The following is a 24,730-nucleotide window of genomic DNA, read 5'->3' on the forward strand; positions in this document are numbered from 1 at the left end:
CGGCAGACCAATTATTTCTTCTTCTCGTAGCGCTTCTTGAACTTGTCGATCCTACCCGCCGTGTCGACGAGTACGTTCTTACCGGTGAAGAAGGGGTGAGAAGTATTGGAAATTTCCAATTTGATGAGGGGATATTCGTTGCCGTCTTCCCACTTGATGGTTTCTCTTGTCTGGGCAGTGGATTTGCTCAGGAAGGATTCGCCATTGCTCATATCCTTGAAGACGACGGGCCGGTAACTTGCCGGATGGAGACCTTTTTTCATAATTTGTTCTGTTTAAAGGTTGTACGGATTTTGCCGTACAAATTTTTTATTGGGAACGCGAAGGTACATATTATCTGACGGCGGTCCAAATAAATCTAGCTCCGCATATTCACATATTGCAGCGCAATACCCAGGTTGGCTCCGCTGCAGAGTTTGATGACGGCCTGGAGATCGTCTATTTTCTTGGATGTGACCCGGATAAGATCGTCCATCATCTGCGACTGGACCTTTAGCCCGGAATCCTTTATCAGTTTGGTCACTTTCTTGGCGTCTTCCTGTTTGAGGCCGTTGCGCACCGGCACCTCCTGCCGGGTGACCTTCCCGCTCTGATAGGGTTCTTTTGTCATATCGAATGCCAGGGGATCGAGGCCCTGCTTCATGCTCCGGCTGATGAGGACATCCATTATCTGCTTGAGTTTCATCTCACTTTCCGCTTCGAGGTCGATCTTCATATCCTTCTTGTTCAATTCGATGGTGACAGGAGAATCCTTGAAGTCAAACCGGTTGGTGATCTCTTTCTTGGTGACGTTGACCGCGTTGTCCAGTTGTTGCGGGTCAACCTTACTGACGATATCAAAGGATGGCATATGGGTGAGTTGAGCGTCAAAGCTACAACTTATTACAACTAATTACCGTTGCCACCCGATTTCACCCGGTTCTCCTCTTCCCCGGCGCCGTTTTGCCTTCTGCCGCCGGCCATGCCCTTAAAGGGTTTGCCAAAATTCCAGGTAAAGGTGCAGGCTACCTGGCGGCTATCCCGCCGGTTGCTGAAAGTAGCCTCCGTCTGCTGGAAATTGAGGTAACCGTGGGGGTGGTTGGTATAAAAGATATCGCGCACCGCCAGTTTGAGTGAGGCCTTGTCGTGGAGCAGCTTTTTGGAGACGGCCGCGGAAGCCTGTCCCAGGGGGTAGATGACGACCTGCCCTTCCACGCCTTTGGTGCGGTAGAACCCGGAAACCTCGCCGCCCCAGCCGCCCTTAAAGGTAAACTGGTTGTTCATATTGAGCAGCAGCGTGGTCGCCGACACATTGAGGTTCTCACCGTATAACATGCCGCTGAACTTGTTGTAATTGAGGTTGCTGTACAATATCGACGTCCACCATTTGGCGATGGGCAGCTGGGCGCTGATCGCGATGCCGGCATCCTCACGGCTGCCGATGTTACCCCTGCGGACGATGGTAGCCTGACCGGATTGCTCGAAGGTCTCGGTGAAGAAGTTGTTGGTATGGCTGTAGTTCAGCGTCGTGGTCAGCTTGTGCCGCCAGGTATGCGAGAGTTCGACATTGTTAGTATACTGGGGTTGGAGGTAGGGATTACCGGCCTGGTAGGTGTACTGATCGAGGAAGAAAAGGAAGGGGTTGAGATCCTGGTAGGCGGGCCGGTCGATACGCCGTCCATAGTTGACGGTCAGCTGGTTATTGTCATTGATGCTATAGCTGATAAAGGCCGTGGGAAACAGGTTGACATAGCTGCGGGAAAAGGAGGAGTCCCGATTGATCACCGACAGTCCATTCCCCAACTGATGGCCGAAGTAATTGGTGTTTTCCGCCCGGAACCCCAGCTGTATACTCCATTTTTTGATCTCTTTTGTCATATTGATATAGGCGGCATTGATATTCTCATGATAGAGGAAGTGGTTAGTCTTGGTGGTATCCACTTCCGGCACATTGTTCAACAGATTGTAATAATTGGCGGTGTTATCCGTGTTGACATAGCTCAGCTTGATGCCGGATTCCAATTTGTACCCATGGGCCAGGGGCCGGGTATAGTCGGTCTTGAAGGTATAGATATTGATCGTGCTGGGAAGGTGGCCGGTGAGGATAGTCTCGTTCAGCTTGGCCATATCCGAGGCATAGGTGAGGTTATCGAAATACTGGTCACTGAGGGCGCTGTAGCGTACATAGTCAAGGTCGGCGGTCAGCTCCCGGCCGGTGCTATCATAGGTATGACGGAAGTTGAGGTTGACGCTGCCGTTGTTCCAGGTGGTAGTATTGGTGCTTGGCGAGAAGACAACAGAATCAAGGTTATAATGCGGGTCGAGCAACCGGATATTGCTGGTGCTTCGGTTCTGCTCCTGGTTATGAAAGCCGCTCACCACGAATCCAATAGTTGTTTTGGGCGTGAGGTAGTAATCCATCCCCAGTTTCAGGTTCATCTCGGGGTTGATGAAATGCATTTCAGTCTCTTGGGTGAAGATGGAATTGATCGTCTTGGCGGCATCTCCGTCAAGGTATTTCCGGGTTATCGACAGGTGCTGGAATCCTTCCCAGTGGGCATAGCCGGCGTTGAGGAAGAAGTTGGCTTTTCCGTTGCGATAGTTGAGGTTAAGGCTGCCGCTGGGTTTTGGATATACGCCCTGGGTATGGGTGAGGTTGAGGTTACCGTTGAACCCCTTCATTTTGTTCTTTTTGGTTTTGATATTGATGATCCCCGAATTGCCGGCAGCGTCATATTTGGCGGAGGGGTTGGTCATCAGCTCTATCTGGTCGATGGAGGAAGCCGGCAGACTCCGCAGGTAGCTGGCTAATTGGGTAGCCGAGAGATAGGTGGGTTTGCCATCGATCATAATGGTGACCTGCTGTTTTCCTTTCAGGCTGATATTGTCATCCTTATCCAGGGTGACGCCGGGGGATTTCTCCAGAACGTCCATGGCGGTAGACCCGGCGTTGGAGGGGGAAGCGTCCACATTAACGACCATGCGATCGGCTTTCTGCTCAAAAAAGGGCTTTTTACCCACTACTGCAACGGCTACGAGGCTTGTCGCGGGGGCAGCGGGCAGTTCAAGCGGGGGCACGTTGCGCGCAGCCCCGTCTTTTGCAACGGCGAACGGGGCGGAAAACAGCGAACTAAAGCCCACCGACGAAGCCTTGACCAGGTATTTCCCGGCCGGAACTTCTTCAAAGGTGAACCCGCCGGATTTGTCGGTTGCCGTTTCTTTCAGCCGTGACGAATCTTTTGCATTTAATAAGGTAATAGTAGCCGCTTCGATGGGTTGCCCCTTGGTATCCCGGGTCGTACCGGTGATCTTACCGTTGACCTGGGCCATGGCGGGCAACGAGGCCAGAAGAACGAAGGCAGTTAGAAGGGTGAAAGTGTTTCTCATAACTAGTCGCTTTGTATATTTAGTACTGTTTCTTAATTATTACAATACAAAGATTGGTACTTTGCATTGCATAGTATATTGTTTTATGTTGGATGGCCGATTCCAGTGATAATTGGCGGCTGGGACAAAACTACCGTGTCATCAGGGGGGCAGAAATTTAACTTGACGGGGGTACTGTTTCCGGTGACGATTGGACAAGAAGCCTGGCCTTTCTACGCTTTCCTATGACGAAGGATGACGGCAACACGTTACGAAGGTTACCGATGTAATGATGAAAGGAAAGATTCCCGGAAGGCTGGCAACGGGCTCTTATCCGACCCGGACATCGTCAGTGGCCGTTCGTGGCGGCGGCACCCCGCGGCGCTTCCGGTTGAAATAGATGAGCACTCCGGCGATGACCAGACCGGCGGAGATGAGTTCTGCCTGGGTGGGATGAAAGCCAAAGATGGAGTAGGTGGTATTTACCCGGATATGTTCTACCAAAAAACGCTCGATCCCGTTGAGAATGAGATAAATGGCAAAGAGTGTCCCGGGGATGGTAAGCCGTTTGCGCAAGCCCCATAGAACAAAGAAGAGCGCCAGGCAGGAGAGTGTCTCATATAGCGGTGTCGGGAACACGGGAATGGGCAACTGGCTGCAGTATTGGGTGTTGCAATCCAGGATATGAGCGCCTTCGCTGATGACATTATGGGGATAGGAGTAGGCAAAGAACCAGTCGGGGAGGAAGGAAGGCGCCTTTACCGACAGGTGCGGAACCTTGTCCAGGCTGCCGAATTGGGGCAGATAGACCTGGCTGTACTGTTGCAGGGTTTGAGTAAAATCATTCGGACCGGCGAGTGCCACTTTCCCCGTTTTTGTGGTGATATAGGCGCTGTTCAGGATACCCCAGTCGCCGTCCCCCGATACCTGGCAGCCGATGCGGCCGATGGCATAGGCCAGCATCAGACCGGGCGCCGCGGCATCATTCAAATGCCAGAAGCCGATGCCGTGTTTCCGGGCATAGTACCAGATGGCAAGCGCGGCGCAGATTAGCCCGCCATAAAAAGTGAGCCCGCTGAAGGAAAAAAGGGAGCCGATAGGGTCCCGTACAAAGTCATTCCAGGTTTCCAGGCTGTTGAATATCTTGGCGCCCACAAAACCAAAGACAAAGGCATAGATGGTGAGATCCCCTACCCTGTCATGGGGCCAGATACGCACTTTCTTTTCCTGGGGCTGGGGTAATTTCCTTTTATTCTTTTCATACCATTTCAGCCCGGCAAAAAGGAGTCCGCCTATCAACCCGGCGGGGAGATTGCCCTGCATGGACATCAGGTAATCCTGGACATTGGCGGTGAGGGCGCTGTCAGCCGTAAAAAGGCCGACGAGCTTAAATCCCAGCAGAAACCCCAGGATAAAATTAAGCGTCAGTTCGGTGGGGCTGGCGGGCTTCCCTATCAGGATCACCTCTTCCCGGGCATGTAACAACCCTTCCCTCTGCTTACGCTTCAGCTCTTTGGTAAGCGTGATGGCGGCGGCGATAAAAGAGAGGGCGACAAAGAAGCCAAAGGAGTTTACAAAACGAAGAGGAGGCCATGAGATTCCGAAAAGATCCTTAATAGCGAAATAAAGGTTGGGATACATAGTTTTCTTTCGATCGCACAAACCTACGGTTTTGCCGCGGCAATGCAGCTTAAAATTTTGGCGGCGATACGCTCGGGCCCAAATTTACCGCATCGCCGCCAAAACGATCCTTTGTCTGTCCTTCGGACGGGATGCTTCCAGCATCCTTGGTTTTCTTTACTCCGAAAAGCCGGAGGTTGAGGGTCTTATAGGGCTTTTCAGAATTTTTTCCGAAAAAATATTTTCCACAAATACTAAATGTTGTTGATTGCCGTTCCACAATAGTGTTCCACGGGGAACATTTTTCCCGCCAAATTCCCGCCATTCCTGCATTCCATAGCTTATCCACAGATGTGAATTACAATGTAAATAAAAAAACCCCTCCCGGGACGGGAGGGGTTTCATGCTTTAAAAAAACGTAAATCAGCAATACTCGTCAAAGGCCGCGATAAGATTATGTGCGATCAGCTGGGCCGGACGGCCTTCTATCTGATGACGCTCGATCATATGCACCAGTTTACCATCCTTAAATAAGGCGATGGCCGGGGAAGAAGGCGGATAAGGCAGCAAATGCTCGCGGATCGTGTTCACCGCCTCCAGGTCGAACCCGGCAAAGCTGGTAGTGAGAAAATCCGGTTTCTTTGGGCTATTAGCAACGGCCATCAACACCCCGGGCCGGGCAGAACCGGCCGAACAGCCGCAAACAGAGTTTACCATCACCAGGGTGGTCCCGGTCTTCTGTAATTGAGATTCAACTTCGCTCGAGCTGAGCAACTCGTGAAATCCGTTGTCCGTCAGCTCCTCCTTCATGGGTAGTACTATTTCCGCTGGATACATTGTAATATATTGTTTATAATGAATAATTAGAAAACACAAAAGTAGGTAAAAAGTTCAATGCAAAAATGTCATCGAAAACGGAATTGAAATGAAATTCTGTCATTGAAGCAGTGGGTTAGCCGTCAAAAATGCTGCAAAAAATCGATTTTGGCCGGATGGTATATCGTTTGATCCCTTCTCTGCGTCAACTGACATTACAAATCTAAAATAACAGATCGATTATGACACTCGTAAAAGTAAACAACAACGGACACAAAAGCCTTTCGAGCTTTGCAAACATTGTGGATGAGTTCTTCCAGGGTTTTCCTTCCACTCTCGGTCGTGACGAAAGTTTCGGATTCCCTCCAGTGAACATCCACGAAACCACGGAGGCTTACCATCTTGAGCTCAGCGCCCCCGGCCGCAACAAGGAAGACTTCAAATTGTCTGTTGACAATGGTCAACTGACGGTCTCTTTCGAAAAGAAAGAAGAAACCAAGACCGAAGACTACAAGACCATCCGCAAAGAATTTTCCTTCAGAAGCTTCAAACGCAGCTTCAATCTGGACGAACGCGTCGATAGCAACGCCATCCAGGCCAAGTACGAAAATGGCGTGCTAAAACTTTATCTGCCCAAAAAGGAACAGGTAAAAGAATCCACCCGGCAGATCGCTATTCAATAACTATTTAATTATCGAGCCGCTATGCAAGGGCGGATGGCGATAGTGCTTTTTTCATAACAATTGGTTGGTTTTGGTTGAATAACAGCAGCCTGGCCCTTTGGGGCCTGGCTTTTTTTTGCCGGATTTTTAGATTGATTGTGTTAATTTCGAGCTTCAATTAACCCATTTTATCCAAGAAATATGATTAAACCTTCGAGCGTCTTTAGGCTTTGGCTCTTCGTATTGGCTGGAATGTTGTTTTGTATAAGAGGGGTTGCTCAGAATCCGGGGTTCCGTGCCCCGCTGCAATTATCGGATACCTCCAGGCGATTTGATGACTCTACGTTGCGCATCCGTAACATGAACCCCTATTTCAACGTGCACGTCGACTCCACCCTCACCTATCAGTTCGAGATCAACCGCGACCCCGGCAGGTACTACTTCTTTCTGCGGAATGCCCCGGCCGGGTTAAGGCTCAGGGAGAACGGGCTGCTCACCTTCAAGGCGGATAAATCCTACTTTCTTTCGGGCAGGCTCAAGTATGATTATGAATACCATGTCAACATGGGTGTTCAGAACCTCAACGATCCGAAAGACCGGCTGGACACCAATTTCATCATCAGCTTTTTTACCACCGAGATCATTCCTTCCCATGTGAAGCCCACCGTCAGCAACGTGCTATATGTGGATGAAGGCGATACCGTCAATTTTCGCGTCCAATGCGAGACCGGAACCTACCCTATCGAAAGCCTGAATTTTTATTCGAACATTCCGATCAAGACCAACTCCGTCATAAAGAACTGTAATGACGATTTTACCTGGAGTCCGCCTTATGATTTTGTAAAGGATGGCGATTCGGCCAAAACAAGATTGCTCATCCTCTATTTTGTGGGCACCAACAAGGTGTTTATGCGGGACACCGCCACCGTCCGCATCTATGTAAAGGAAGCGCTCAACTATCCCTACATGGTAGAACAGTACAATGTCGCCGTCAAGAACATGCGCACCTATATCCTGCAGTTGAAGTATGCCTTTTACCAATTGGACAAAAAAGTGAAGAAAACCAACCATACCCGCAACGGATTTGACCTGACGACAGCCACCACCGCCCTCGGCGGGACCATCGCCACCAGCAGCCACGACGCGACGACCGGCGCCATCCTGCCCAGTGTAGGCGTCGCGATGGTGCCGGTGAAAGAAAGCGTTGCTCCACCCCAGACGGCAGCGCAAAACCAGGCCAGCCTGGTCCGTTCGTCGATCAAAAGGCTGGACTATACGATCCACGACAATTCGCTGGTAGGAGAAAAGGACCCCGACATCGTCAAAAAGATCGGCAACATTAAAACCGAACTCAAGCAGACCCAGGTGCAATTGATCGATGTTCCGCTGGAAGATACGAGCGGCATGACGGAGGAAGAGTTGAACGCTTATTTCGACAATCCCAAGGTCAACAAGAAATACCGGCTAAAAAGGCACTAACGGGCGCAATTTAGTTACATGTAACCCAGGATCTTGAGCATGCTCTGCGCGGTCTGCTCCTTGGCATAGACCCAGTCGGTCAATTTGCCGTTCTTGTCGTAGCCAACGATGACATGTTTGGGCGAAGGTATCAGGCAGTGTTTGATGCCGCCATAACCACTGATCTGGTCCTGGTAAGCTCCGGTATGAAAGAAGCCCACGTACAGCGGCTCGCCATTGACGATCTTGGGCAGGAATACTTCGTTGATATGTTCCTCGGAATCGTAATAGTCGTGGCTGTCGCAGGTGATGCCCCCAAGGACGACACGCTGGTACTCCCCATCCCATTTATTCACCGGTAGCATGAGGAAGCGCTCGCCGATTCCCCAGGTATCCGGAAGAGTGGTAATAAAAGAAGAATCGATCATGTACCAGATCTCACGGTCGTTCTGCATTTTCTGGCCGATGACACTATAGATATGTGCCATGCTCTCTCCCACCGTATAACTTCCAAATTCAGTAAAGATGTGCGGCATGGGCACATTATTGCGCTTGCAGGCCTTTTTGATATTGCCGACGATCTCATTGATCATAAACTGGTAGTCGTATTCGAAACCCAGCGAATGCTTGATGGGAAAACCGCCGCCGATGTTGATGGAATCCAGCTCGGGACAGATCTTTTTGAGCTGACAATACAGATTGATAACCTTGTTGAGCTCACTCCAGTAGTAGATATCGTCCTTAATACCTTTGTTAAGGAAGATATGCAGCATCTTCAACTGAAACCGGTCTTCATTGCCTTCTATCTTATCGACATAGAATTCCAGCACGTCCCGCGCCCGGAATCCAAGCCGCGAGGTATAGAAGGGGAAGGTAGGTTCTTCTTCCGCAGCCACCCTGATCCCCAGCTTGAAGGGAACCTTGACGCTGCGTTTATACTGCTGCAGCTCGTCCTTGTTATCCAGAATGGGAATAACGTTTTTGAAACCGCTGTTCAGCAGGGAAGCGATGCGGCTGGTATAGGGCTTTTGCTTGAATCCGTTGCAGATGATAAAGATGTCCTTGGTGATCTTCTTGCGCTCGTACAGCTTCTTGATGATCTCGATGTCGTAAGCGTAAGAGGTCTCCAGGTGGATGTCATGCTTCAGCGCTTCCTCGACGATGAAGGAAAAGTGCGAGCTTTTGGTACAATAGCAGTAATGATACTTGCCCTCGTAATGATGGCGCTTGATGGCGCTGGCAAACATTTTCTTTGCCTTATTGATCTGCTGGCCGATCTTGGGCAGGTAGGTCAGCTTCATGGGAGTGCCATACTTGTCGATCAATGCTTTCAGATCAAGGCCGTTAAATTGAAGGTAGTTATCTTTTACTTCGAAACCTTCCTGCGGGAAGTTGAAGGTTTGCGTCACCAGGTCGGTGTAACTATTGTTCATTGACTGATCCAGGTTATTCTATATTAATGGTTATGAATATGCAAATGTGTAGGTTTTTTTTTAAATAACAAAAGGCCGCCCATCCGGGCGGCCTCGTATAATGCGATGCGTTGCTATTACTTAACAGTCGCTACAAGCTTCTTGAAGGTTTCCGGCTCATTCATGGCCAGGTCGGCGAGGATCTTGCGGTCGAGACCGACACCTTTCTGTGCCAATTTGTGGATGAACTGCGAATAGGTGAGGCCTTCAGCACGAACCGCGGCGTTGATACGGGCGATCCACAACGTGCGGTATTCCCTTTTCTTCAATTTACGGCCGACATAGCGGTATTGAAGACCCTTCTCCAATACGTTCTTGGCGACGGTGTATACATTCTTTCTTTTGCCGTAGAACCCTTTCGCTTCTTTCAAAATGCGTTTCCTGCGGGCCCGGGAAGCAACGGCGTTTACTGAACGTGGCATATCTTACTTACTTTAGAGAATTAACAAATAATGATCTTTCAAATCAAATCCGGCGGAGACTATTTCAGTCTCAGCAGCCGCTTTACAAAATCCAAATGGGAACCGGCGACCTCACCTTTCTTGCGGAGGTTACGTTTGCGTTTCTTGGACTTTTTGGTGAGGATGTGACGCTTGAAAGACTTCTGGTGAGTGATCTTGCCCGTGCCGGTAACTTTGAATCGCTTCTTGGCACTGGAGTTGGTCTTAACCTTTGGCATTTTGAATGCTTTTATAGTTCACCCTGATGGCGGCCCCGCACAGGCGGGACACTTATGGAGCCGGTTGGGTAAGGGCGGCAAAGGTATAAAAAAAACCGCATTTCTGCGGCTTTTTTATGATTTTTTCGCTTTTAGGCGGTATTTGCCTTCTTTAAGCGGTTTTTTCCTTCTTTTTCTGGGATTTAGGTGCCCAGATCGCCAACATCCGCTTGCCCTCCATCTTCGGCATGCCTTCCAGCACCCCCGAATCGTTGAGCCGCTCAGCAAACTTAAGAAGCAGGAGCTCGCCCCTCTCCTTGAACTGGATGGCCCGTCCCTTAAACTGGACATAGGCCTTCACCTTGTTGCCTTCCTTCAGAAACTTCTCGGCATGTTTTGCCTTAAAGTCGAAGTCATGGTCATCCGTATTGGGGGTAAACCTGATCTCCTTCACCTCGGAGGTCTTGCTCTTGGCCTTTTGCTCCTTTTCCTTCTTCTTCTTCTCGTATAGGAATTTATTGTAATCAATGATCTTACAAACGGGAGGATCGGCAGTGGGCGATATCTCGACCAGGTCAAGCTGCTGTTCCTGGGCCATCTTAATGGCCTCCTGGATGGAATAAACGCCGACTTCTACATTGTCGCCGACCAGTCGCACCTGTGGCACCCTGATCATATGGTTGGTACGATGTTCTTGTTGTTGTTCTTTTCTGAATCGTGGATTGAAATTCCCGCGTGGGGGTCTCGGTGGAAATGCCATTTACTGTTTTTAAGTTCAACTTCCCTCCCTGCCGGAAGCTGCAAATTTTCTTTTTTTCAAATGGACGCCCTTAGGGATTGGGGGCGCGTTCGATTATCTCTTTTCTTACCTCGGCGATGAACTCCTCTATCCCTTTCACCCCCAGGTCACCTTTTCCCTGGCGGCGCACGGCGACTTTGTTCTCGCTCATCTCCTTTTCTCCGACGACAAGCATATAGGGAACCCGGGCCAATTCGGTATCCCGGATCTTCTTTCCTATCTTCTCGCTCCGGTCGTCGACTTCTACACGAATATCTGCATTTTTCAGCAGAATGGAAAGACTTTGTGCATATTCGAGGGACTTATCGGTGATGGGTAAGACCTTCACCTGCAAGGGCGCGAGCCACACCGGAAATTTTCCTGCATAATGCTCCAAAAGGAAACCAATAAACCGCTCATGCGTCCCCAGGGGCGCCCTGTGGATGATCAGCGGCGACTCGGGATGGTTGTCCCTGTTGGTGAACTGCAGGTTGAACCGCCGGCCCTGGGCAAAGTCTACCTGGTTGGTAGCCAGGGTAAACTCCCGGCCGATGGCACTCCATATCTGCACGTCGATCTTCGGTCCGTAAAACGCCCCCTCGCCGGGTACCTCCACGTAGGGAGTCTTGGTCCGTATCAGCACATCCCGTACCAGATCTTCGGTTTCCTTCCACAATTCCGGCTCGTCGATGAACTTCTGGCCCAGTTTGGCCGGGTCGTGGGTGCTGAACCGCATTACGTACTTGTCGATGCCAAAGATCTTGAAATATTTGAGGTACATTTCGTTAACCCCCCGAAACTCGTCATAGAACTGCTCCCGGGAGCAGTAGATATGGGCATCGTTCATATGCAAACACCGTACCCGCATCAGCCCGAACAATTCCCCGCTCTGCTCATAGCGATAGACGGTTCCATATTCGGCCAGCCGGTAAGGCAGGTCCTTATACGACCGCTGCTCGGCGGCAAAGATCTTGTGGTGATGGGGACAGTTCATCGCCCGGAGGTAATACTTCTCCCCTTCCAGTTCCATCGGCGGATACATGCTGTCCTGGTAATAAGGCAGGTGACCGCTGGTTAAATACAAACTTTCCTTGGCAATGTTCGGCGTGACCACCCTTTTATATCCGGCCCTTCCCTCGGTATCCTTTGCCAGCTTTTCCAATTCCTCGATGATAACCGCGCCATTGGGCATCCAAAGCGGGAGCCCCGGCCCCACCTGTTCATCAAAAGTAAAGATGCCCAGCTCCTTCCCCAGTTTGCGGTGGTCCCTTTTCTTCGCTTCCTCCAGCATCTGGAGGTATTCATCGAGCTCTTTTTGCGATGGGAAAGTAACGCCGTACACCCGGGTCAGCTGCTTGTTCTTCTCATCCCCCTTCCAGTAGGCCCCGGCGATGTTGGTGAGCCGGACCGCCTTGATAAATCCGGTATTCGGGATATGCGGCCCCCGGCAGAGATCGGTGAAATTACCCTGGGTATAAAAGGTGATCTGCCCGTCCTGGAGATTTTCCAGGAGGTCTAATTTATATTCGTCGCCCTTGTCGGTGAAATACCGGATGGCATCCGCCTTGCTGATCTCCTTGCGGCGATAGACTTCATTCTGTTTTGCCAGTTCGGCCATCTTCACCTCCAGCTTGCGAAGATCGTCTTCCGTGATCTGTCGCCCGCCCAGGTCCATATCGTAATAGAACCCGCCGCCATCAACCGGCGGGCCCACCCAGAATTTGACACCCGGGTACAGGGCTTCTACGGCCTCGGCCAGCAGGTGCGCCGAAGAATGCCAGAAAGTGGATTTCCCATCCTCATCCGTCCAGGTCAGCAGCTTCAGAGTTGCATCTGTCGTGAGGGGACGTGTGGCATCCCACACCTGTCCATTTACATTCGCGGCCAATACTTTTTTCGCCAGTCCTTCACTGATGGATTTGGCGACCTCTAATGCTGTGATGCCGTTTTCGTATTCTCTGACGGCACCGTCCGGAAAAGTGATCTTGATCATAAGGGTGCAAATTTAACAAACAAATGGTAACCGCGAACTACTCCTATTTTACAAATGGTAAGGGTTGGAAGGATTTATTTGCATAATTTGCCATTTGGGACAAAACGCCTCGTAGAATATGCGGAGACTCAATCTGTCGATTTCGTTTTTGCTTTTGTTTTTCACTCCCCTCGCACTGCAAGCTCAGAACATCACCGGTATCTGGCAGGGCCATTTCCGGTCGTCCAACGCCTCCCAGCTGCGGTCTTCGATATTTGATGACCGTTATAAATTCGAAGTACAGGTCGCCCAGCACGAAAAAACCTTCGAAGCGGTGACCTATTCCTATCTTTCCTCCTTCTTCTATGGCAAAGCTGCCGCGGCCGGGACGGTCAATGTCCGGACGTCGAAGGTGTTGCTGCAGGAAGGCAAGCTGCTGGAAGTGCGCAATTCCTTTGGCGATGTCTGTATCATGACCTGTTTTCTGCAGTATACCAAGTCGGGGGACGACGAGTTCCTGGAAGGAACCTATGTAAGCATGAATACCCGGGATTCCAGCAACTGTGGCCGCGGCACCGTCTTTCTCCGCAAGGTTCCGATCTCAGATTTTTATACCGAGCCGTTTGTAGCCAAACGGGAAAAGGAGATCGCCAAAGCCGATTCGCTAAAAGAAAGAAGCAAGGTGGCCCTGCACAAACCGCTGACAAAACCCATGGCGAAGCCGGGAGTCACCGCCGCACCGCTGCATAAGCCTGCCGGCACTGCTTCTACCACACCTGCAAAGTCCCTGGCAAAGACGACCCCGCCCGAGACAAAGACACCGGTGAAAAAAACCGAACAGCCCACCCGCACCCCGCCGATCGCAAAGATTGACATTGCAAAAGAAGGGGTGCGCCAGGCCGGCAAGGACAGCAACCTTACGAACATCGGGCGGAAATTCCCGACTATTGCCCCCCGGGTATTGGTCGACCGCCAGAACCAACTGGTCAAAACCATCGTCGTCCATACCAACGAAGTAACCCTCAACATTTATGACGACGGGGTCATCGATGGCGACACCGTCTCCGTCTACCTGGACAACAAGGAGGTGATCAACCATGCGATGCTCACCGACAAGCCCCTCATCGTCACCATCCATCTCGATGAGACCAACGACTACCATGAGGTGGTGATGGTGGCGGAGAACGAGGGGACGATTCCGCCCAACACCTCTCTGATGATCGTAAAAGCCGGAGACAAGGAGTACGAGGTGCGCATTACTTCCACCGAACAAAAGAACGCCGTGGTGAGGTTTCAATATGAAAAATAGCCAGCGTATGACCCGTCTTCTTATCCTATTGTTATCATTACTGTCTCTTTGCTCACAGGCAGAAGACCTCAATGGCATCTGGAAGGGGACGCTGACCCAGGGTCCGGGTGGATGTTATCCAACCTATTTCCTTGAACTGCAGATCAATTTTACGGGCGACCGCATCACGGGAAAGGCCTATGACTACTATGACAAAGCGCATTTTGTAAAGATGAGCTTTACGGGCCGCTACAATGCGCAAACGCACCGGCTGGTGCTGATTGAAGACCGGGTGCTGGAATCGGATATCCCTGGCGACTGCTCGCCCTGTATGAAGACCTATGACCTCGATTATACCCGCAATGGCGCCATCGAAGAATTGACCGGGGACTGGAAAGGCTTCTACTCGGAAAAGCATCTCATCTGTCCCCCGGGGAAGATCAAACTCCAAAAGGCCACCGCATCCGACTTCCCCGTCGACGTCGACCAGAACGACACCCTGGCGGGTTTGCAGGCTACCCTGCACCTCCAGCCGCGCCAGAAAGCGGTGGTGAAAACGGTGACCGTGAGCAGCTCGCAGATCAAGATCGAACTCTATGACGATGCGGTTATCGATCACGATACCGTAACGGTGCTGATCAACGGTAAACTGCTCTTATACCGGCAAATGCTGACGGACAGGCCGCTGACCATAAATTTCAATGCTTTTCCCAATATTCCCTACGAACTGGTGATGTATGCCGACAACCTGGGCGACATTCCGCCCAATACGGCCCTGATGATGGTGACCGCAGGATCACAGAAATTCGAGGTTTTTCTTTCTTCTACAGAGGAAAAAAGCGCCGCCGTCCGGTTTGTCTACCGGCCATGAGCCTATTTTGCGAGGAAGGAATCTACGATATCCCCGCAATGCAGCATCTTTTGTCCGTAGCCAGGATGCTTGTTGCCCAGGTAGGGATTGACGATCTCCCGGGAATTGCTCAGCCAGAACCCTTCGATAGAATCCTTAAAGGCCATTGGACAGCGCAGATGGTAGGTGGTCTCCCCGTCATACCGTACAGCACGGACGAGATTGTATAATTCTTCGGTAAGTATATTGAAAGACTGCCGCCGGCCTTCGATGCCTGCTTCGCCGACGAACCCTTTTGCGTCACCGCTGAGGCTGGCAGCCAGGCTCCGGGCGGTGAGGATGATATTGGTGTCCGCTTTCATTAAATTCACCGGCAGGCTGTCGGCCTTTCCCGCCAGCGCATAGGCGGCCTGGTCGGCCTTCAGGGTATCCCAGTTCACCAGCGCGTCCCTCATGGCAAAATAGTCATTCATCAATATGCCGAAAGCGGCATCGAATGCACCGGAGTTCTTCGAGATCGCCAGGGGCTTATCCGCAGGTTCCGCCGGGCGGGCAGGTTTATCGGACAACAACTTATAGGCAAGAAAACCGGCTATGACGAAAAGGATGACCAGCAGAATGAATTTCTTCATTGATCGGATTTTTACGCAAGGTACGGATTTAACGATTCCAACACCATACGCCGTTTGGGGGAATCCCCGCCGAAGGTTAATTTTGCACCCATGCTAGCAGGACTGCAAAACGTAACTTTTGAATTCGGGGCCCGGGTCATCGTAAAGAACGCCACCTGGCATATCCAACCCAACGAACGCATCGGACTTATCGGCTATAACGGTACAGGGAAATCGACCTTATTAAAACTATTTGCCGGCGACTACCAGCCTTCCGAAGGCACGGTGGAGAAAAGCCGTACCACTACCATCGGCTATCTGCACCAGGACCTGCTGAGCTTCGACACCAACGGCTCCATCGTGGAAGTAGCCATGACTGCCTTCGAACGCGTCCTGCAACTCGAAAAAGAGATCGACGAGCTGGGCAAACAGCTGGAGAAGGACCATGAGAACAATGACCTTCTCATTCAATATACGGATGCCCTGCATGAAATGGATACCCTCGATGGCTATACCATCCACCATCGGACAGAAGAGATCCTCCAGGGACTTGGCTTCGATAACGCCGACCTCGGGCGGCCCTTTCGGGAATTCAGCGGTGGCTGGCGCATGCGCGTCCTGCTGGCCAAGATGATCTTGCAAAAACCCGATCTGCTGCTGCTGGACGAACCGACCAACCACATGGACCTGCCTTCCATCGAATGGCTGGAGAAGTACCTCCAACACTACCAGGGTAGCGTGATCATCGTCAGTCACGATAAATACTTCCTCAACCGGATGGTGACCAAGATCGTCGAGCTGTACCAGAAAGAGCTCCACATCTACAATGGCAACTACAGCTTCTACGAGACGGAAAAAGTACAGCGCGTCGAGCTGCAGCAGCGCGCATATGAGAACCAGCAGGAATATATCCGCCAGCAAGAGCGGTTTATAGAAAGATTCAGAGCAAAAGCGACAAAGGCGGCAGCTGCGCAAAGCGCGATGAAAAGATTGGAAAAGATCGAACGCATCGAAGACGTCGAGATCGAAAGACCGAATATAAAGATTAATTTTCGGGTAGATAAGACCCCTGGCCGTATTCTGGCCACGTTGCGAAATGCCTCCAAGAACTTTGGCAAGATCCGCATCGTGGAGAACGCCTCCGCCGAGATCGACCGCGGTGATAAGATCGCCCTCATCGGCGCCAACGGAAAGGGAAAATCCACTGTTCTGCGGATGATCGCAGGAACCGAGCCATTCGCGGGCGAACGGGTCTGGGGCCATAACGTTGAAGAAAGCTTTTACGCGCAACACCAGCTGGAGGCGCTGGATGTCAACAATACGCTGCTGGAAGAAATGCAACTATGCGGCAGCCAGAAGACCGACCTCGAATTGCGGGTGCTGCTGGGTTGTTTCCTGTTCAGCGGAGACGATGTGGAAAAAAAGATCAAAGTGTTAAGCGGTGGGGAGAAAGCCCGGGTAGCCCTGGCCAAGACCATCGTCAGCAAGGCCAATTTCCTGCTGCTGGACGAACCTACCAACCACCTGGATATGCATTCCTGCGACCTCCTCATCGAGGCGCTGAATAAATACGAAGGCAGCTTCCTGCTGGTGAGCCACGACCGGTATTTTATTTCAAAGACAGCCAATAAGATCTGGGAGATAGAAGACCACCTCATCAGGGAATTCAAAGGAACCTATGAGGAATGGGTGGAATGGAAAGAACGGAATATAGCAGCAAAAGCCGCACAGGCGCAGACGCCGGCGGCCGCCCCTCCGCCTCCCCCCGCAGCCGAACAACCCGTGAAGCCTCCCCCACCCCCTGCCCCTATCAACAAGGAAGCAAAAAAGGAACTTCAAAAACAACAACGGCTCTTCCAGGAGCTGGAGCAGAAGATCGCAACGCTCACCCGGCAAAAAGATCAGCTCGAAGCATCCCTGGCCGACCCTGCTACGTATTCAGATAAAAGCAAATTTGTCGCAGCGGAGACGGATTATAAAAAGACACGCGACGAACTGGAGAAAGCCAATCGCCAGTACGAGCAGGTATTCGAGAAGATCGTGGAGTTGGAAAAGGTCCTTTGAATCATCGTTAATGAGAAAACACCCCCTTTTTATTGTCCTCCTGCTGTTGTTGCCCCTCGGTGGGGCGCTGGCCCAGACTGGTCAGGATAGTCCAAAGGGACCAAGACCAAAAATTGGATTGGTCCTCAGCGGCGGCGGCGCAAAGGGGCTTGCACACATCGGCATCCTCAAGGCCATCGACTCCGCGGGACTGAAGGTCGATTATATCACCGGCACCAGTATGGGCAGCATCATCGGCGCCCTCTATGCCATCGGTTATTCCGCGGATTCCATCGAAAAGATCGCCCGCCGCATCGATTGGGACCTCCTGCTATCCAACCAAGCCTACATGCGAAGCATGATCATGGATGAAAAGGGGGAATATGGCAGATATGACATCGAGCTGCCCTGGGTGAATCACGGGTTCCGCCTCGCCACCGGGGTTATCGAGGGTCAGGAGTTATGGCTGAAGTTCGCTGAGCTATTCCAGCCTGTACGCGATATAAAGGATTTCTCTAAATTTCCTATTCCATTCAAATGCATCGCCACGGATGTCTCATCGGGAGAGGCGGTCGTTCTCGACACCGGCGAGATTGTCTCGGCCATTCGAAGCAGCATGGCCATCCCTTCCGTTTTCACCGCCGTGGGCTATGCCAAACGGAAGCTGGTGGATGGCGGTGTGGTGCGGAATTTCCCGGTGAGAGATGTAAAGGAAATGGGCGCCAATATCATCATCGGAAGTAATGTAGCCGGCCCGCTGCGAAGCCCCGAGGAAGTGACTAACGCCCTCCAGGTATTGTTGCAGGTGGCCTTCTTCCGTGAGGCGGCGGACACCCGGACGCAGATACCGCTCTGTACCATCTATGTGCATCAGCCGCTGGACAAGTTCAGCATGGGCAATTTTGGAGAAGCAGGTGAGATCATCGATTCGGGGGTTGCCATGGGCCAGCTGCTCTATCCCCGGCTGAAAGCGATGGCGGATTCGCTGAATGCCCTCTACGGACAGCAGGAGATCGTCAGGAACCGGCTGTCCGTCGTACACCCGGTGAAGATATCTTCCTACGAGGTGAAAGGGCTAAAGAACACCAGCGAAGGCTTTTTTATTCAGAGCATGGACCTGCACCCCAATCGGTCCTACAGCGCACAGAATCTCACCCGTATGGTGAGACGTGCCTTTGGAACACGCTATTACAACCGCATCACCTATGCCCTTACCCCTCTGTCCGACAGCACCAGCCATATCGCATTCGACGTGGAGGAAAATCCCCTCACCTTTGCAAAGCTCGGGCTCAACTATAACCAGTTTAGCGGCATCAGCGCCATCCTCAACCTCACCACCCGTAATTTCCTCACGCCTACTTCCCGCAGCCTGGCGACGATCAATGTCGGGCAGAATTTCCGATTCCGGGCAGAGCATCTGCAATATTTCAGCCGGCGGGCCAATTTCTCATTCACAATAGGTCCCCAGTGGGATCAGTTTAAGATCACCACCTATAACAATAATTTCAAGGAGGCGGGTCTGTATGACCAAAACTATTTCCGGGGAGATGCCCACTTCGGCTATTCCACCAACCGCGACCTGACCATTGGCCTCGGTACCAGGTGGGAATACATCGACTACGACCCCTCTATCACCTCCAGTCTCGACTTCAAAGGCCATAATAATTTCCTCACCAGCTATTTCTTTATCCGCAGCAATACGCTCGACCGGCCCCTCTACCCGCACCGGGGATTGAAATTCGAAGGCGAGGCCGATCATGTATTCGAGCAGAACCCGAGAGTGCATAATTTTGCTTCCAACATCACCCGCAGCGACACCACCTTTTCCTCGGTACCCTACGAACGCTTTCTTGTCAACTTCGATCAATACCTGCCGCTGGCCAGCCGCTATACCCTTCAAGTACACCTGCAGGGTGGGCTCAATCTCCACTATCACAACAATATCATGAATGAGTTCTCCATCGGGGGATTGACCGACCAGTTTCACAACCAGGTGACTTTCGCCGGACTTCGTGAAGGGACGTTCTATGCGGCCAGCATCGCCGAAGGAATGCTGGCCCTGCGTTATCAGCTGACCAATAACGTGCTGATCACGGGCCGGGCCAATGTGCTGTTCAATAATTTCCTGGATAGGAGCAGCTTCTTTACGACCCCGGATTTCCTCTCGGGCTATGCCCTCACCTTCACCTACAATTTCGCCCTCGGACCGCTCGAACTCAGCACCATGTATTCCGATCAGTCGCGAACGGTCATCGGTTATATCAACATCGGCATCCCCTTCTGAGCTACATCCCTATCTTTTCGTTGACGAGCTGCAGGATCGCTGCTTCGGCCCGGATGGTCTCATCCTGTAGCGCATTGCCCCTGGCCAGGATATCGACCACATAGGCCTTGTCCTCATAGCCCGCGGCATTGATGCGTACATTCATAAAGGCGCCGAGCACCGCCGCGCGGGCGCACACCGCCCCTACCCCGGCATCGGACACGGAATTGGGATTACCGGTCTCGGCCATGGCCCTGATAAGCCCCATGCTTTCCGCCGCGACGGTCATTACCCGGAAGGGAATTTCGATGGCCATCTTTGTTGCCTCCTGGATGGCGCTGTGCCGGGCGGCTTTTTCCGTGGGATTGCCCTTTGGTAATCCGAAGGCGGCCATGATGGCGTTGAAAGCGCGGGTATCGGCGTCTACCAGGCGGATCAGCTCATCCTTATACCCCTGTCCCTTTTGCGCCCAGTCGCTGAATTCCCGCCAGCGGCTATCCCACCCTTTCTTGTGCGAAGAGAGATTGGCTACCATCGTCGCAAGGGACGCACCCAAAGCGCCGACATAGGCGGAGATGGAGCCGCCGCCGGGCGCAGGGCTCTCACTGGCGGTCTCATCGGCAAAATCGCGCAGCGGCATCCGCACCAACTTTTCGTCCGCAGGATTGCGCAACTGGTATTCGATGATCCGCTCTTCGGGGATAAAAGGCCCCAAATCCTCCAATCCCATCGATAGGATCGCTATCCGGATCAGTTCCTTCTCGGAGACGCCAGTGCTGCGCTGTTGCTTTTCCAGGAAATAACGGCCCGCATCCAGCATGGACTGCAGTGGTATCAACCCCACCAGTTCGCTGCCGGTGACGCGTATCCCTCTTTCCGCGGCTTTGCGACAAACCTCATCAAAAGCAATATGGACCGGCGTGACCCGGATATTCGTCAGATTCATGGAGATCTGCGCGATCCCATATTCTTCTATGAACCAGCCGATGGCCTTCACGGATCTTAAGGAACCCGGTACCTGAACCGGCTGTTCACCCTCTTTTATCACCCTGCCGGCCTCCCGGACATCAAAAGCAATGGCATTGGCACGGCGGGGGGAAGTAGTATTGAGATTGACATTATACGCTACGAGGAAGTCGCGGGCGCCGATGACAGTGCCCCCACGCCGGGCGTCGAACCCGGCAGGCCCGAAATCGGGTTTCCACTCCGGCAGGGTGATCTTCTTAAAGAACCCTTCGTATTCGCCGGCACGAATGACGGAGAGATTGCTGCGGCTCTTGTCGGGCTGCGCGGCTTCATAGAGGTAGACCGGGATATGCAGTTCTTCCCCCACTCGTTTGGCCAGTCGTTGGGCCCAAACGGCGGTTTCCTCCATGGTAATACCCGCAATGGGTATCAGCGGGCATACATCGGTAGCACCCATGCGCGGGTGTTCGCCCTTGTGCGAACGCATGTCGATCACCTCTCCGGCGCGTTTTATCGCCAGGAAAGCGGCGTCAATAACGGCCTGCGGGCTGCCGACAAAGGTGACGACCGTGCGGTTGGTGGCTTTTCCCGGGTCTACATTCAGTAGCCGGACACCGGCTACCGATTCGATCTCGTTGGTAATCTGTTTTATTATTTCGGGATTACGGCCTTCGCTGAAATTCGGTACACATTCGATGATGGGCTCCATATGGTAGTCGTCGATTTTGGGCGGCAAATTAGGAAAAACTAGCTTAATGCGCCTCGGCAACCGCCGGGGTCTCCTCTTTCTTTCCGGACCGCCTCCTGGGCCGGATAAAATCCAGCGGATACTTTTTAAAATACCGCCAGAGGATGCCCAGGAATTCGGGATACTCGCGCAACCGGACCCCACGGCTGCGGACGGCAACGATGAAGGCGAGAGAAAAGCTAACCAGGAAGTTGCAGAAGCCGATTCCCAGCACCCCGATGATCACAGTAGCCAGATACCAGGGGTCCAGCTGCTGAAAGCCCAGGCCGTACACCGCCAGCGAGGTATTGCCGGATGAAATGGTGATGTGGCGGATGTCAAAATGGATACCGAAGATCTCGCCAAAGAAACCCGCCATCCCGAGAAAGAACCCAAGGCTGATGTTGCCGGCAAGGGCGCCGGCATGCTTTTCCACGTAGCCGGCAACCCTTTTCAACCGTTTTTCGGGCATGGAGAGCCGGAGAACGGGATGGGTTTGCAGCCGCCGGCTGATATGGCTATAACGAATCTTGTTCTGGACATAGCCCGCGATGATGCCGCTGAGAAAGAGGAACACCCCTGCATTGCAGGCATATAACAGCGAAAAACTCTCCCAGGGATGCTGGTCCTGTAGCATTTTCCGGGCCGCGTCGCCCGACACGAGCTTCTTTCCAAAGATGTTGTCATATCCCCAGGCCACCAGCCAGGCCCCGGGGAAGACGACGATGAGGTTGCCGGCAAAAGAGGCGAACTGGCTGCGGCTTACCTTGGCGACGGTAACGGCTAAATTGTAGAGATTGGGCTGATGCGCATTCTTCCGGGTGTCGAGCGAACTGGCCACCGCACTCGCAGTGAAAGCAGGCTGCTTGGTCGCCAGCGTGGTGCCGGTCTCCTCGATGAGGATAAAGCCCAGGCTATAGTTGATGCTGTAGGCGAAGCCATGCCAGAAAACGGCCATCGGCAGGCGCGTCAGCAGGTTCTTCACCAGCACGGTGAAACAGATCCAGGCGCCGCCTCCCATGGCGCTTCGCAACATGGCCCGGTATTCCGGCCAGGTGGAAGTGATGTATTTGCTTCCTTTCGCCCCCTTGTGTTCGGCTATCTGGTAGGCCAGGTAACCCAGCGACTGGGACGTGAATTCGAGGATGCTATTCTTGCGGTTCTCATAGCGGATGAGCATCCGGAAGAAGTCCACGAATTTACCCGTATCGAAGGTCTTGTCCTCATCCAGCAGATCGACCAGTATCGTCATCCGATCGAGCCGGTTGGCCAGCAGCAGCAGGATATAGGTCTGGTGAAGGCTGGCGCCGTTGACGGAATGGTTATCCCGGATATGATCGATACAGGCATAACACCGGCCGATAACCTGTTTCAGCGCCGACAGGTCTTTAAGGAGATCGTGCTGTTCGACGAAAGGGTTCTCTTCCCGGTAGACTTCGGGAATGTACTGCAGCACGTCCTTCTCCAGGCCCAGCTGCGCCACCTGGAAAGAAAGGGTATTCAGCGAGAGCGACAGCTGCCGGAGGATGCGTCGGTCGTCGATATGCATGAACAGGCCGAGAAGCTCGAAGAAGGCGATCCAGTCCGCCCGGGGGATATCTTCCACCCATAGATAATCACGGCTGCGGAAGAAGACCCGGTTGAGCACGTAGAGGAAATCATTCTCCGGCTGGAGAGGTGGCAGCAGCTTGTGCCGCAGCCGGCCAAACAGCTCCTGCCAGAAACCGCGCGCCAGCGGGATGCCGCTTTCCATGAGGGCCGAGGATAGATCGGTCTGCACCAATTGAGAGAGGATGGCACGACGGAGGTTGTCCAGCATGACGGCATCTTGTTGCAGACTGGCAGTCGCAGCCTCAAGGTTGGCCGCCGCATTGCGGTGGCCTCGATGCGGCCGGATACCGGAAAAGAACGACACCAGGAAGTCCAGGCCTGTCATATGAATTCTCCTTTTATCATCACCTGATCGATGAGGTTAGACCCAAAGGCATAAGGCAGATAGGCCAGCGAAGGCACCGGCCGGGTAATGATCAGGTTGGCAATTTTTCCCGGGGTGATGCTGCCAAGACTGTCACCCAGGGACATGGCATAGGCTCCGTTGAGAGTAGCCGCATTGATCGCTTCTTCGGGCAGCATCCGCATGCCGGTGCAGGCCATCGCCACCACCAGGTTCATGTTGCCGCTTGGCGACGAACCCGGGTTGAAGTCCGATGCCAGCGCAATCGCACAACCGGCATCGATCAGGGCTCTGGCAGGTTGGAAAGGCATGCGTAGAAAGAAGGCAGCGGTAGGTAGCAGCGTGCCGATGGTGGGCGAGGAAGCAAGCGTGGCGATAGCGTCCTCGTCCATAGTCTCGAGGTGATCGACTGACAAGGCGCCCAGCCGCACGCCCGTCTGTACTCCACCCGAAAGGTGCAACTGGTTTGCATGAATTTTCGGCCGCAGCCCGGCACGAAGTCCTGCCCGCACGATCGTTTCGGTCTCGGCAGGGCTAAAAAAACCCTCTTCACAAAACACGTCGATATAATCGGCCAGCCCTTCACCGGCGATGGCGGGCAGCATCTCCCGGATGAGCAGATCGATATAGCCCTGGTGATCGTTTCGATAATCCTCCGGGTAGGCATGCGCCCCCAGAAAGGTCGCCTTTATGGAAAGCGGGGATCGTTGTTTCAGCTTTTTGATGACCCGCAGCATCTTCAGCTCACCTTCTACCGTCAGACCATAACCGCTTTTTATCTCGATGGCCCCGGTGCCCAGCCGGGAAAGGTCTTGCAATCGCTGCCAGGCGCCGGCAAACAGCTCGTCTTCCGATGTTTGGGCAAGCCGGCGCGCGGAATGCAGGATACCCCCTCCTTTGGCGTTGATCTCCGCATAGCTGAGCCCCTTTAGCTTATCGACGAACTCCGACTCCCGGCTACCCGCGAAAACGAGGTGAGTATGGCTGTCGCACCAGGCGGGAAGGACAAAACAACCGGAGGCATCGATGCCGGCCGGGGTACCGGCAAGCAGGGCCAGGTCAGGCGGCAGGGCACGCATGGGGCCGAAGGCGGCAATCCGGTCGTCTTCTATATGGAGCCAGGAATAGTCGATGAAGGGTAGTTGAGCAAGCTCTCCCCCGCGCAGCGGGTGTGTCTCCCCGCGGGCGCCCGCCAATTGCCGGATATTGAATATGAGCTTCGATGCCATGCCCCAAGATACATTTTT

At 52.8% G+C, this 24,730-nt stretch carries 21 protein-coding genes; 6 read left to right on the forward strand and 15 right to left on the reverse strand.

Translation table 11 applies throughout. The features are described from left to right. Nucleotides 1-11: 11 nt before the first annotated feature. The 6 genes from IEY39_RS03240 to IEY39_RS03265 form a co-directional block, all read right to left on the reverse strand. Nucleotides 12-263 (reverse strand): type B 50S ribosomal protein L31, encoded by a 252-nt coding sequence (locus IEY39_RS03240; protein ID WP_188928474.1) that lies wholly within the window; start codon nucleotides 261-263, stop codon nucleotides 12-14. A gap of 95 nt (nucleotides 264-358) precedes the next feature. Next, entirely contained in the window at nucleotides 359-850 is a 492-nt protein-coding gene (locus IEY39_RS03245) for a YajQ family cyclic di-GMP-binding protein (protein WP_188928476.1), read from the reverse strand. A gap of 38 nt (nucleotides 851-888) precedes the next feature. Beyond that, on the reverse strand, nucleotides 889-3,366 hold the full coding sequence (locus IEY39_RS03250; protein WP_188928478.1) for a TonB-dependent receptor: 2,478 nt from the start codon (nucleotides 3,364-3,366) through the stop codon (nucleotides 889-891). A gap of 309 nt (nucleotides 3,367-3,675) precedes the next feature. Next, complete coding sequence (locus tag IEY39_RS03255; RefSeq protein WP_188928480.1) at nucleotides 3,676-4,986, reverse strand: prolipoprotein diacylglyceryl transferase; 1,311 nt, start codon at nucleotides 4,984-4,986, stop codon at nucleotides 3,676-3,678. 49 nt (nucleotides 4,987-5,035) lie between these two features. Beyond that, nucleotides 5,036-5,314, reverse strand: coding sequence for a hypothetical protein (locus IEY39_RS03260; RefSeq protein ID WP_188928482.1), 279 nt, complete (start codon nucleotides 5,312-5,314; stop codon nucleotides 5,036-5,038). Between the two features lie 74 nt (nucleotides 5,315-5,388). Continuing rightward, nucleotides 5,389-5,802, reverse strand: a complete 414-nt coding sequence (locus IEY39_RS03265) for a BrxA/BrxB family bacilliredoxin (RefSeq protein WP_188928484.1) — start codon at nucleotides 5,800-5,802, stop codon at nucleotides 5,389-5,391. 221 nt (nucleotides 5,803-6,023) lie between these two features. Here IEY39_RS03265 and IEY39_RS03270 point away from each other — a divergent pair, with 221 nt between their 5' ends. Together IEY39_RS03270 and IEY39_RS03275 are read left to right on the forward strand one after the other, a co-directional pair. Then, the gene (locus IEY39_RS03270) at nucleotides 6,024-6,464 is read left to right on the forward strand and encodes an Hsp20/alpha crystallin family protein (protein ID WP_188928486.1); all 441 of its coding nucleotides are present in this window, start codon (nucleotides 6,024-6,026) and stop codon (nucleotides 6,462-6,464) included. Between the two features lie 180 nt (nucleotides 6,465-6,644). Then, nucleotides 6,645-7,922, forward strand: a complete 1,278-nt coding sequence (locus IEY39_RS03275; RefSeq protein WP_188928488.1) for a hypothetical protein — start codon at nucleotides 6,645-6,647, stop codon at nucleotides 7,920-7,922. A 14-nt stretch (nucleotides 7,923-7,936) separates the two neighbouring features. On the opposite strand, the gene IEY39_RS03280 is transcribed toward IEY39_RS03275, so the two are convergent. The 5 genes from IEY39_RS03280 to thrS form a co-directional block, all read right to left on the reverse strand. Beyond that, entirely contained in the window at nucleotides 7,937-9,334 is a 1,398-nt protein-coding gene (locus IEY39_RS03280) for a type III PLP-dependent enzyme domain-containing protein (protein WP_188928490.1), read from the reverse strand. Between the two features lie 116 nt (nucleotides 9,335-9,450). Next, nucleotides 9,451-9,795, reverse strand: coding sequence for a 50S ribosomal protein L20 (gene rplT, locus IEY39_RS03285; protein ID WP_188928492.1), 345 nt, complete (start codon nucleotides 9,793-9,795; stop codon nucleotides 9,451-9,453). A 59-nt stretch (nucleotides 9,796-9,854) separates the two neighbouring features. Further along, entirely contained in the window at nucleotides 9,855-10,052 is a 198-nt protein-coding gene (gene rpmI, locus IEY39_RS03290) for a 50S ribosomal protein L35 (protein ID WP_188928494.1), read from the reverse strand. A gap of 151 nt (nucleotides 10,053-10,203) precedes the next feature. After that, complete coding sequence (gene infC / locus IEY39_RS03295; RefSeq protein ID WP_188928496.1) at nucleotides 10,204-10,791, reverse strand: translation initiation factor IF-3; 588 nt, start codon at nucleotides 10,789-10,791, stop codon at nucleotides 10,204-10,206. Nucleotides 10,792-10,861: 70 nt separating this feature from the next. Then, nucleotides 10,862-12,802: a threonine--tRNA ligase gene (gene thrS / locus IEY39_RS03300; RefSeq protein WP_188928498.1), complete on the reverse strand. Its 1,941-nt coding sequence runs from the start codon at nucleotides 12,800-12,802 to the stop codon at nucleotides 10,862-10,864. A gap of 118 nt (nucleotides 12,803-12,920) precedes the next feature. Between thrS and IEY39_RS03305 the strand changes: the two genes are divergently transcribed. Both IEY39_RS03305 and IEY39_RS03310 read left to right on the forward strand, forming a co-directional pair. Beyond that, nucleotides 12,921-14,090 carry a hypothetical protein gene (locus IEY39_RS03305; protein WP_188928500.1) on the forward strand — a complete coding sequence of 390 codons (1,170 nt, stop codon included), beginning with the start codon at nucleotides 12,921-12,923 and terminating at the stop codon, nucleotides 14,088-14,090. A gap of 7 nt (nucleotides 14,091-14,097) precedes the next feature. Continuing rightward, nucleotides 14,098-14,940, forward strand: coding sequence for a hypothetical protein (locus IEY39_RS03310; protein WP_188928502.1), 843 nt, complete (start codon nucleotides 14,098-14,100; stop codon nucleotides 14,938-14,940). Between the two features lie 2 nt (nucleotides 14,941-14,942). On the opposite strand, the gene IEY39_RS03315 is transcribed toward IEY39_RS03310, so the two are convergent. Continuing rightward, nucleotides 14,943-15,551, reverse strand: coding sequence for a DUF3347 domain-containing protein (locus tag IEY39_RS03315; protein WP_188928503.1), 609 nt, complete (start codon nucleotides 15,549-15,551; stop codon nucleotides 14,943-14,945). Nucleotides 15,552-15,641: 90 nt separating this feature from the next. Between IEY39_RS03315 and abc-f the strand changes: the two genes are divergently transcribed. After that, the gene (gene abc-f / locus IEY39_RS03320) at nucleotides 15,642-17,594 is read left to right on the forward strand and encodes a ribosomal protection-like ABC-F family protein (protein ID WP_188928505.1); all 1,953 of its coding nucleotides are present in this window, start codon (nucleotides 15,642-15,644) and stop codon (nucleotides 17,592-17,594) included. A 10-nt stretch (nucleotides 17,595-17,604) separates the two neighbouring features. Further along, on the forward strand, nucleotides 17,605-19,857 hold the full coding sequence (locus IEY39_RS03325; RefSeq protein ID WP_188928507.1) for a patatin-like phospholipase family protein: 2,253 nt from the start codon (nucleotides 17,605-17,607) through the stop codon (nucleotides 19,855-19,857). Nucleotide 19,858: 1 nt separating this feature from the next. On the opposite strand, the gene ftcD is transcribed toward IEY39_RS03325, so the two are convergent. The 3 genes from ftcD to hutI are packed head-to-tail and all read right to left on the reverse strand — an operon-like array spanning nucleotide 19,859 to nucleotide 24,712. Next, nucleotides 19,859-21,511, reverse strand: coding sequence for a glutamate formimidoyltransferase (gene ftcD / locus IEY39_RS03330; RefSeq protein ID WP_188928509.1), 1,653 nt, complete (start codon nucleotides 21,509-21,511; stop codon nucleotides 19,859-19,861). Between the two features lie 43 nt (nucleotides 21,512-21,554). After that, nucleotides 21,555-23,465 (reverse strand): site-specific recombinase, encoded by a 1,911-nt coding sequence (locus IEY39_RS03335; RefSeq protein WP_188928511.1) that lies wholly within the window; start codon nucleotides 23,463-23,465, stop codon nucleotides 21,555-21,557. After that, nucleotides 23,462-24,712 carry an imidazolonepropionase gene (hutI, locus tag IEY39_RS03340; protein ID WP_188928513.1) on the reverse strand — a complete coding sequence of 417 codons (1,251 nt, stop codon included), beginning with the start codon at nucleotides 24,710-24,712 and terminating at the stop codon, nucleotides 23,462-23,464. Before hutI ends, IEY39_RS03335 begins: the two co-directional genes overlap by 4 nt. Nucleotides 24,713-24,730 lie beyond the last annotated feature (18 nt).

The sequence above is a fragment of the Puia dinghuensis genome (assembly GCF_014642875.1).
Lineage (GTDB): Bacteria > Bacteroidota > Bacteroidia > Chitinophagales > Chitinophagaceae > Puia > Puia dinghuensis.

Excerpts from the sequence above, each read along its gene's own strand:
- rpmI (WP_188928494.1), bottom strand. The coding sequence starts at position 10,052 with ATGCCAAAGGTTAAGACCAACTCCAGTGCCAAGAAGCGATTCAAAGTT.
- IEY39_RS03335 (WP_188928511.1), bottom strand. The coding sequence starts at position 23,465 with ATGACAGGCCTGGACTTCCTGGTGTCGTTCTTTTCCGGTATCCGGCCG.
- IEY39_RS03240 (WP_188928474.1), bottom strand. The coding sequence starts at position 263 with ATGAAAAAAGGTCTCCATCCGGCAAGTTACCGGCCCGTCGTCTTCAAG.
- IEY39_RS03275 (WP_188928488.1), top strand. The coding sequence starts at position 6,645 with ATGATTAAACCTTCGAGCGTCTTTAGGCTTTGGCTCTTCGTATTGGCT.
- IEY39_RS03280 (WP_188928490.1), bottom strand. The coding sequence starts at position 9,334 with ATGAACAATAGTTACACCGACCTGGTGACGCAAACCTTCAACTTCCCG.
- abc-f (WP_188928505.1), top strand. The coding sequence starts at position 15,642 with ATGCTAGCAGGACTGCAAAACGTAACTTTTGAATTCGGGGCCCGGGTC.
- IEY39_RS03315 (WP_188928503.1), bottom strand. The coding sequence starts at position 15,551 with ATGAAGAAATTCATTCTGCTGGTCATCCTTTTCGTCATAGCCGGTTTT.
- IEY39_RS03270 (WP_188928486.1), top strand. The coding sequence starts at position 6,024 with ATGACACTCGTAAAAGTAAACAACAACGGACACAAAAGCCTTTCGAGC.
- rplT (WP_188928492.1), bottom strand. The coding sequence starts at position 9,795 with ATGCCACGTTCAGTAAACGCCGTTGCTTCCCGGGCCCGCAGGAAACGC.
- IEY39_RS03310 (WP_188928502.1), top strand. The coding sequence starts at position 14,098 with ATGACCCGTCTTCTTATCCTATTGTTATCATTACTGTCTCTTTGCTCA.
- ftcD (WP_188928509.1), bottom strand. The coding sequence starts at position 21,511 with ATGGAGCCCATCATCGAATGTGTACCGAATTTCAGCGAAGGCCGTAAT.
- thrS (WP_188928498.1), bottom strand. The coding sequence starts at position 12,802 with ATGATCAAGATCACTTTTCCGGACGGTGCCGTCAGAGAATACGAAAAC.
- IEY39_RS03245 (WP_188928476.1), bottom strand. The coding sequence starts at position 850 with ATGCCATCCTTTGATATCGTCAGTAAGGTTGACCCGCAACAACTGGAC.
- IEY39_RS03265 (WP_188928484.1), bottom strand. The coding sequence starts at position 5,802 with ATGTATCCAGCGGAAATAGTACTACCCATGAAGGAGGAGCTGACGGAC.
- IEY39_RS03255 (WP_188928480.1), bottom strand. The coding sequence starts at position 4,986 with ATGTATCCCAACCTTTATTTCGCTATTAAGGATCTTTTCGGAATCTCA.
- hutI (WP_188928513.1), bottom strand. The coding sequence starts at position 24,712 with ATGGCATCGAAGCTCATATTCAATATCCGGCAATTGGCGGGCGCCCGC.
- infC (WP_188928496.1), bottom strand. The coding sequence starts at position 10,791 with ATGGCATTTCCACCGAGACCCCCACGCGGGAATTTCAATCCACGATTC.
- IEY39_RS03305 (WP_188928500.1), top strand. The coding sequence starts at position 12,921 with ATGCGGAGACTCAATCTGTCGATTTCGTTTTTGCTTTTGTTTTTCACT.
- IEY39_RS03250 (WP_188928478.1), bottom strand. The coding sequence starts at position 3,366 with ATGAGAAACACTTTCACCCTTCTAACTGCCTTCGTTCTTCTGGCCTCG.
- IEY39_RS03325 (WP_188928507.1), top strand. The coding sequence starts at position 17,605 with ATGAGAAAACACCCCCTTTTTATTGTCCTCCTGCTGTTGTTGCCCCTC.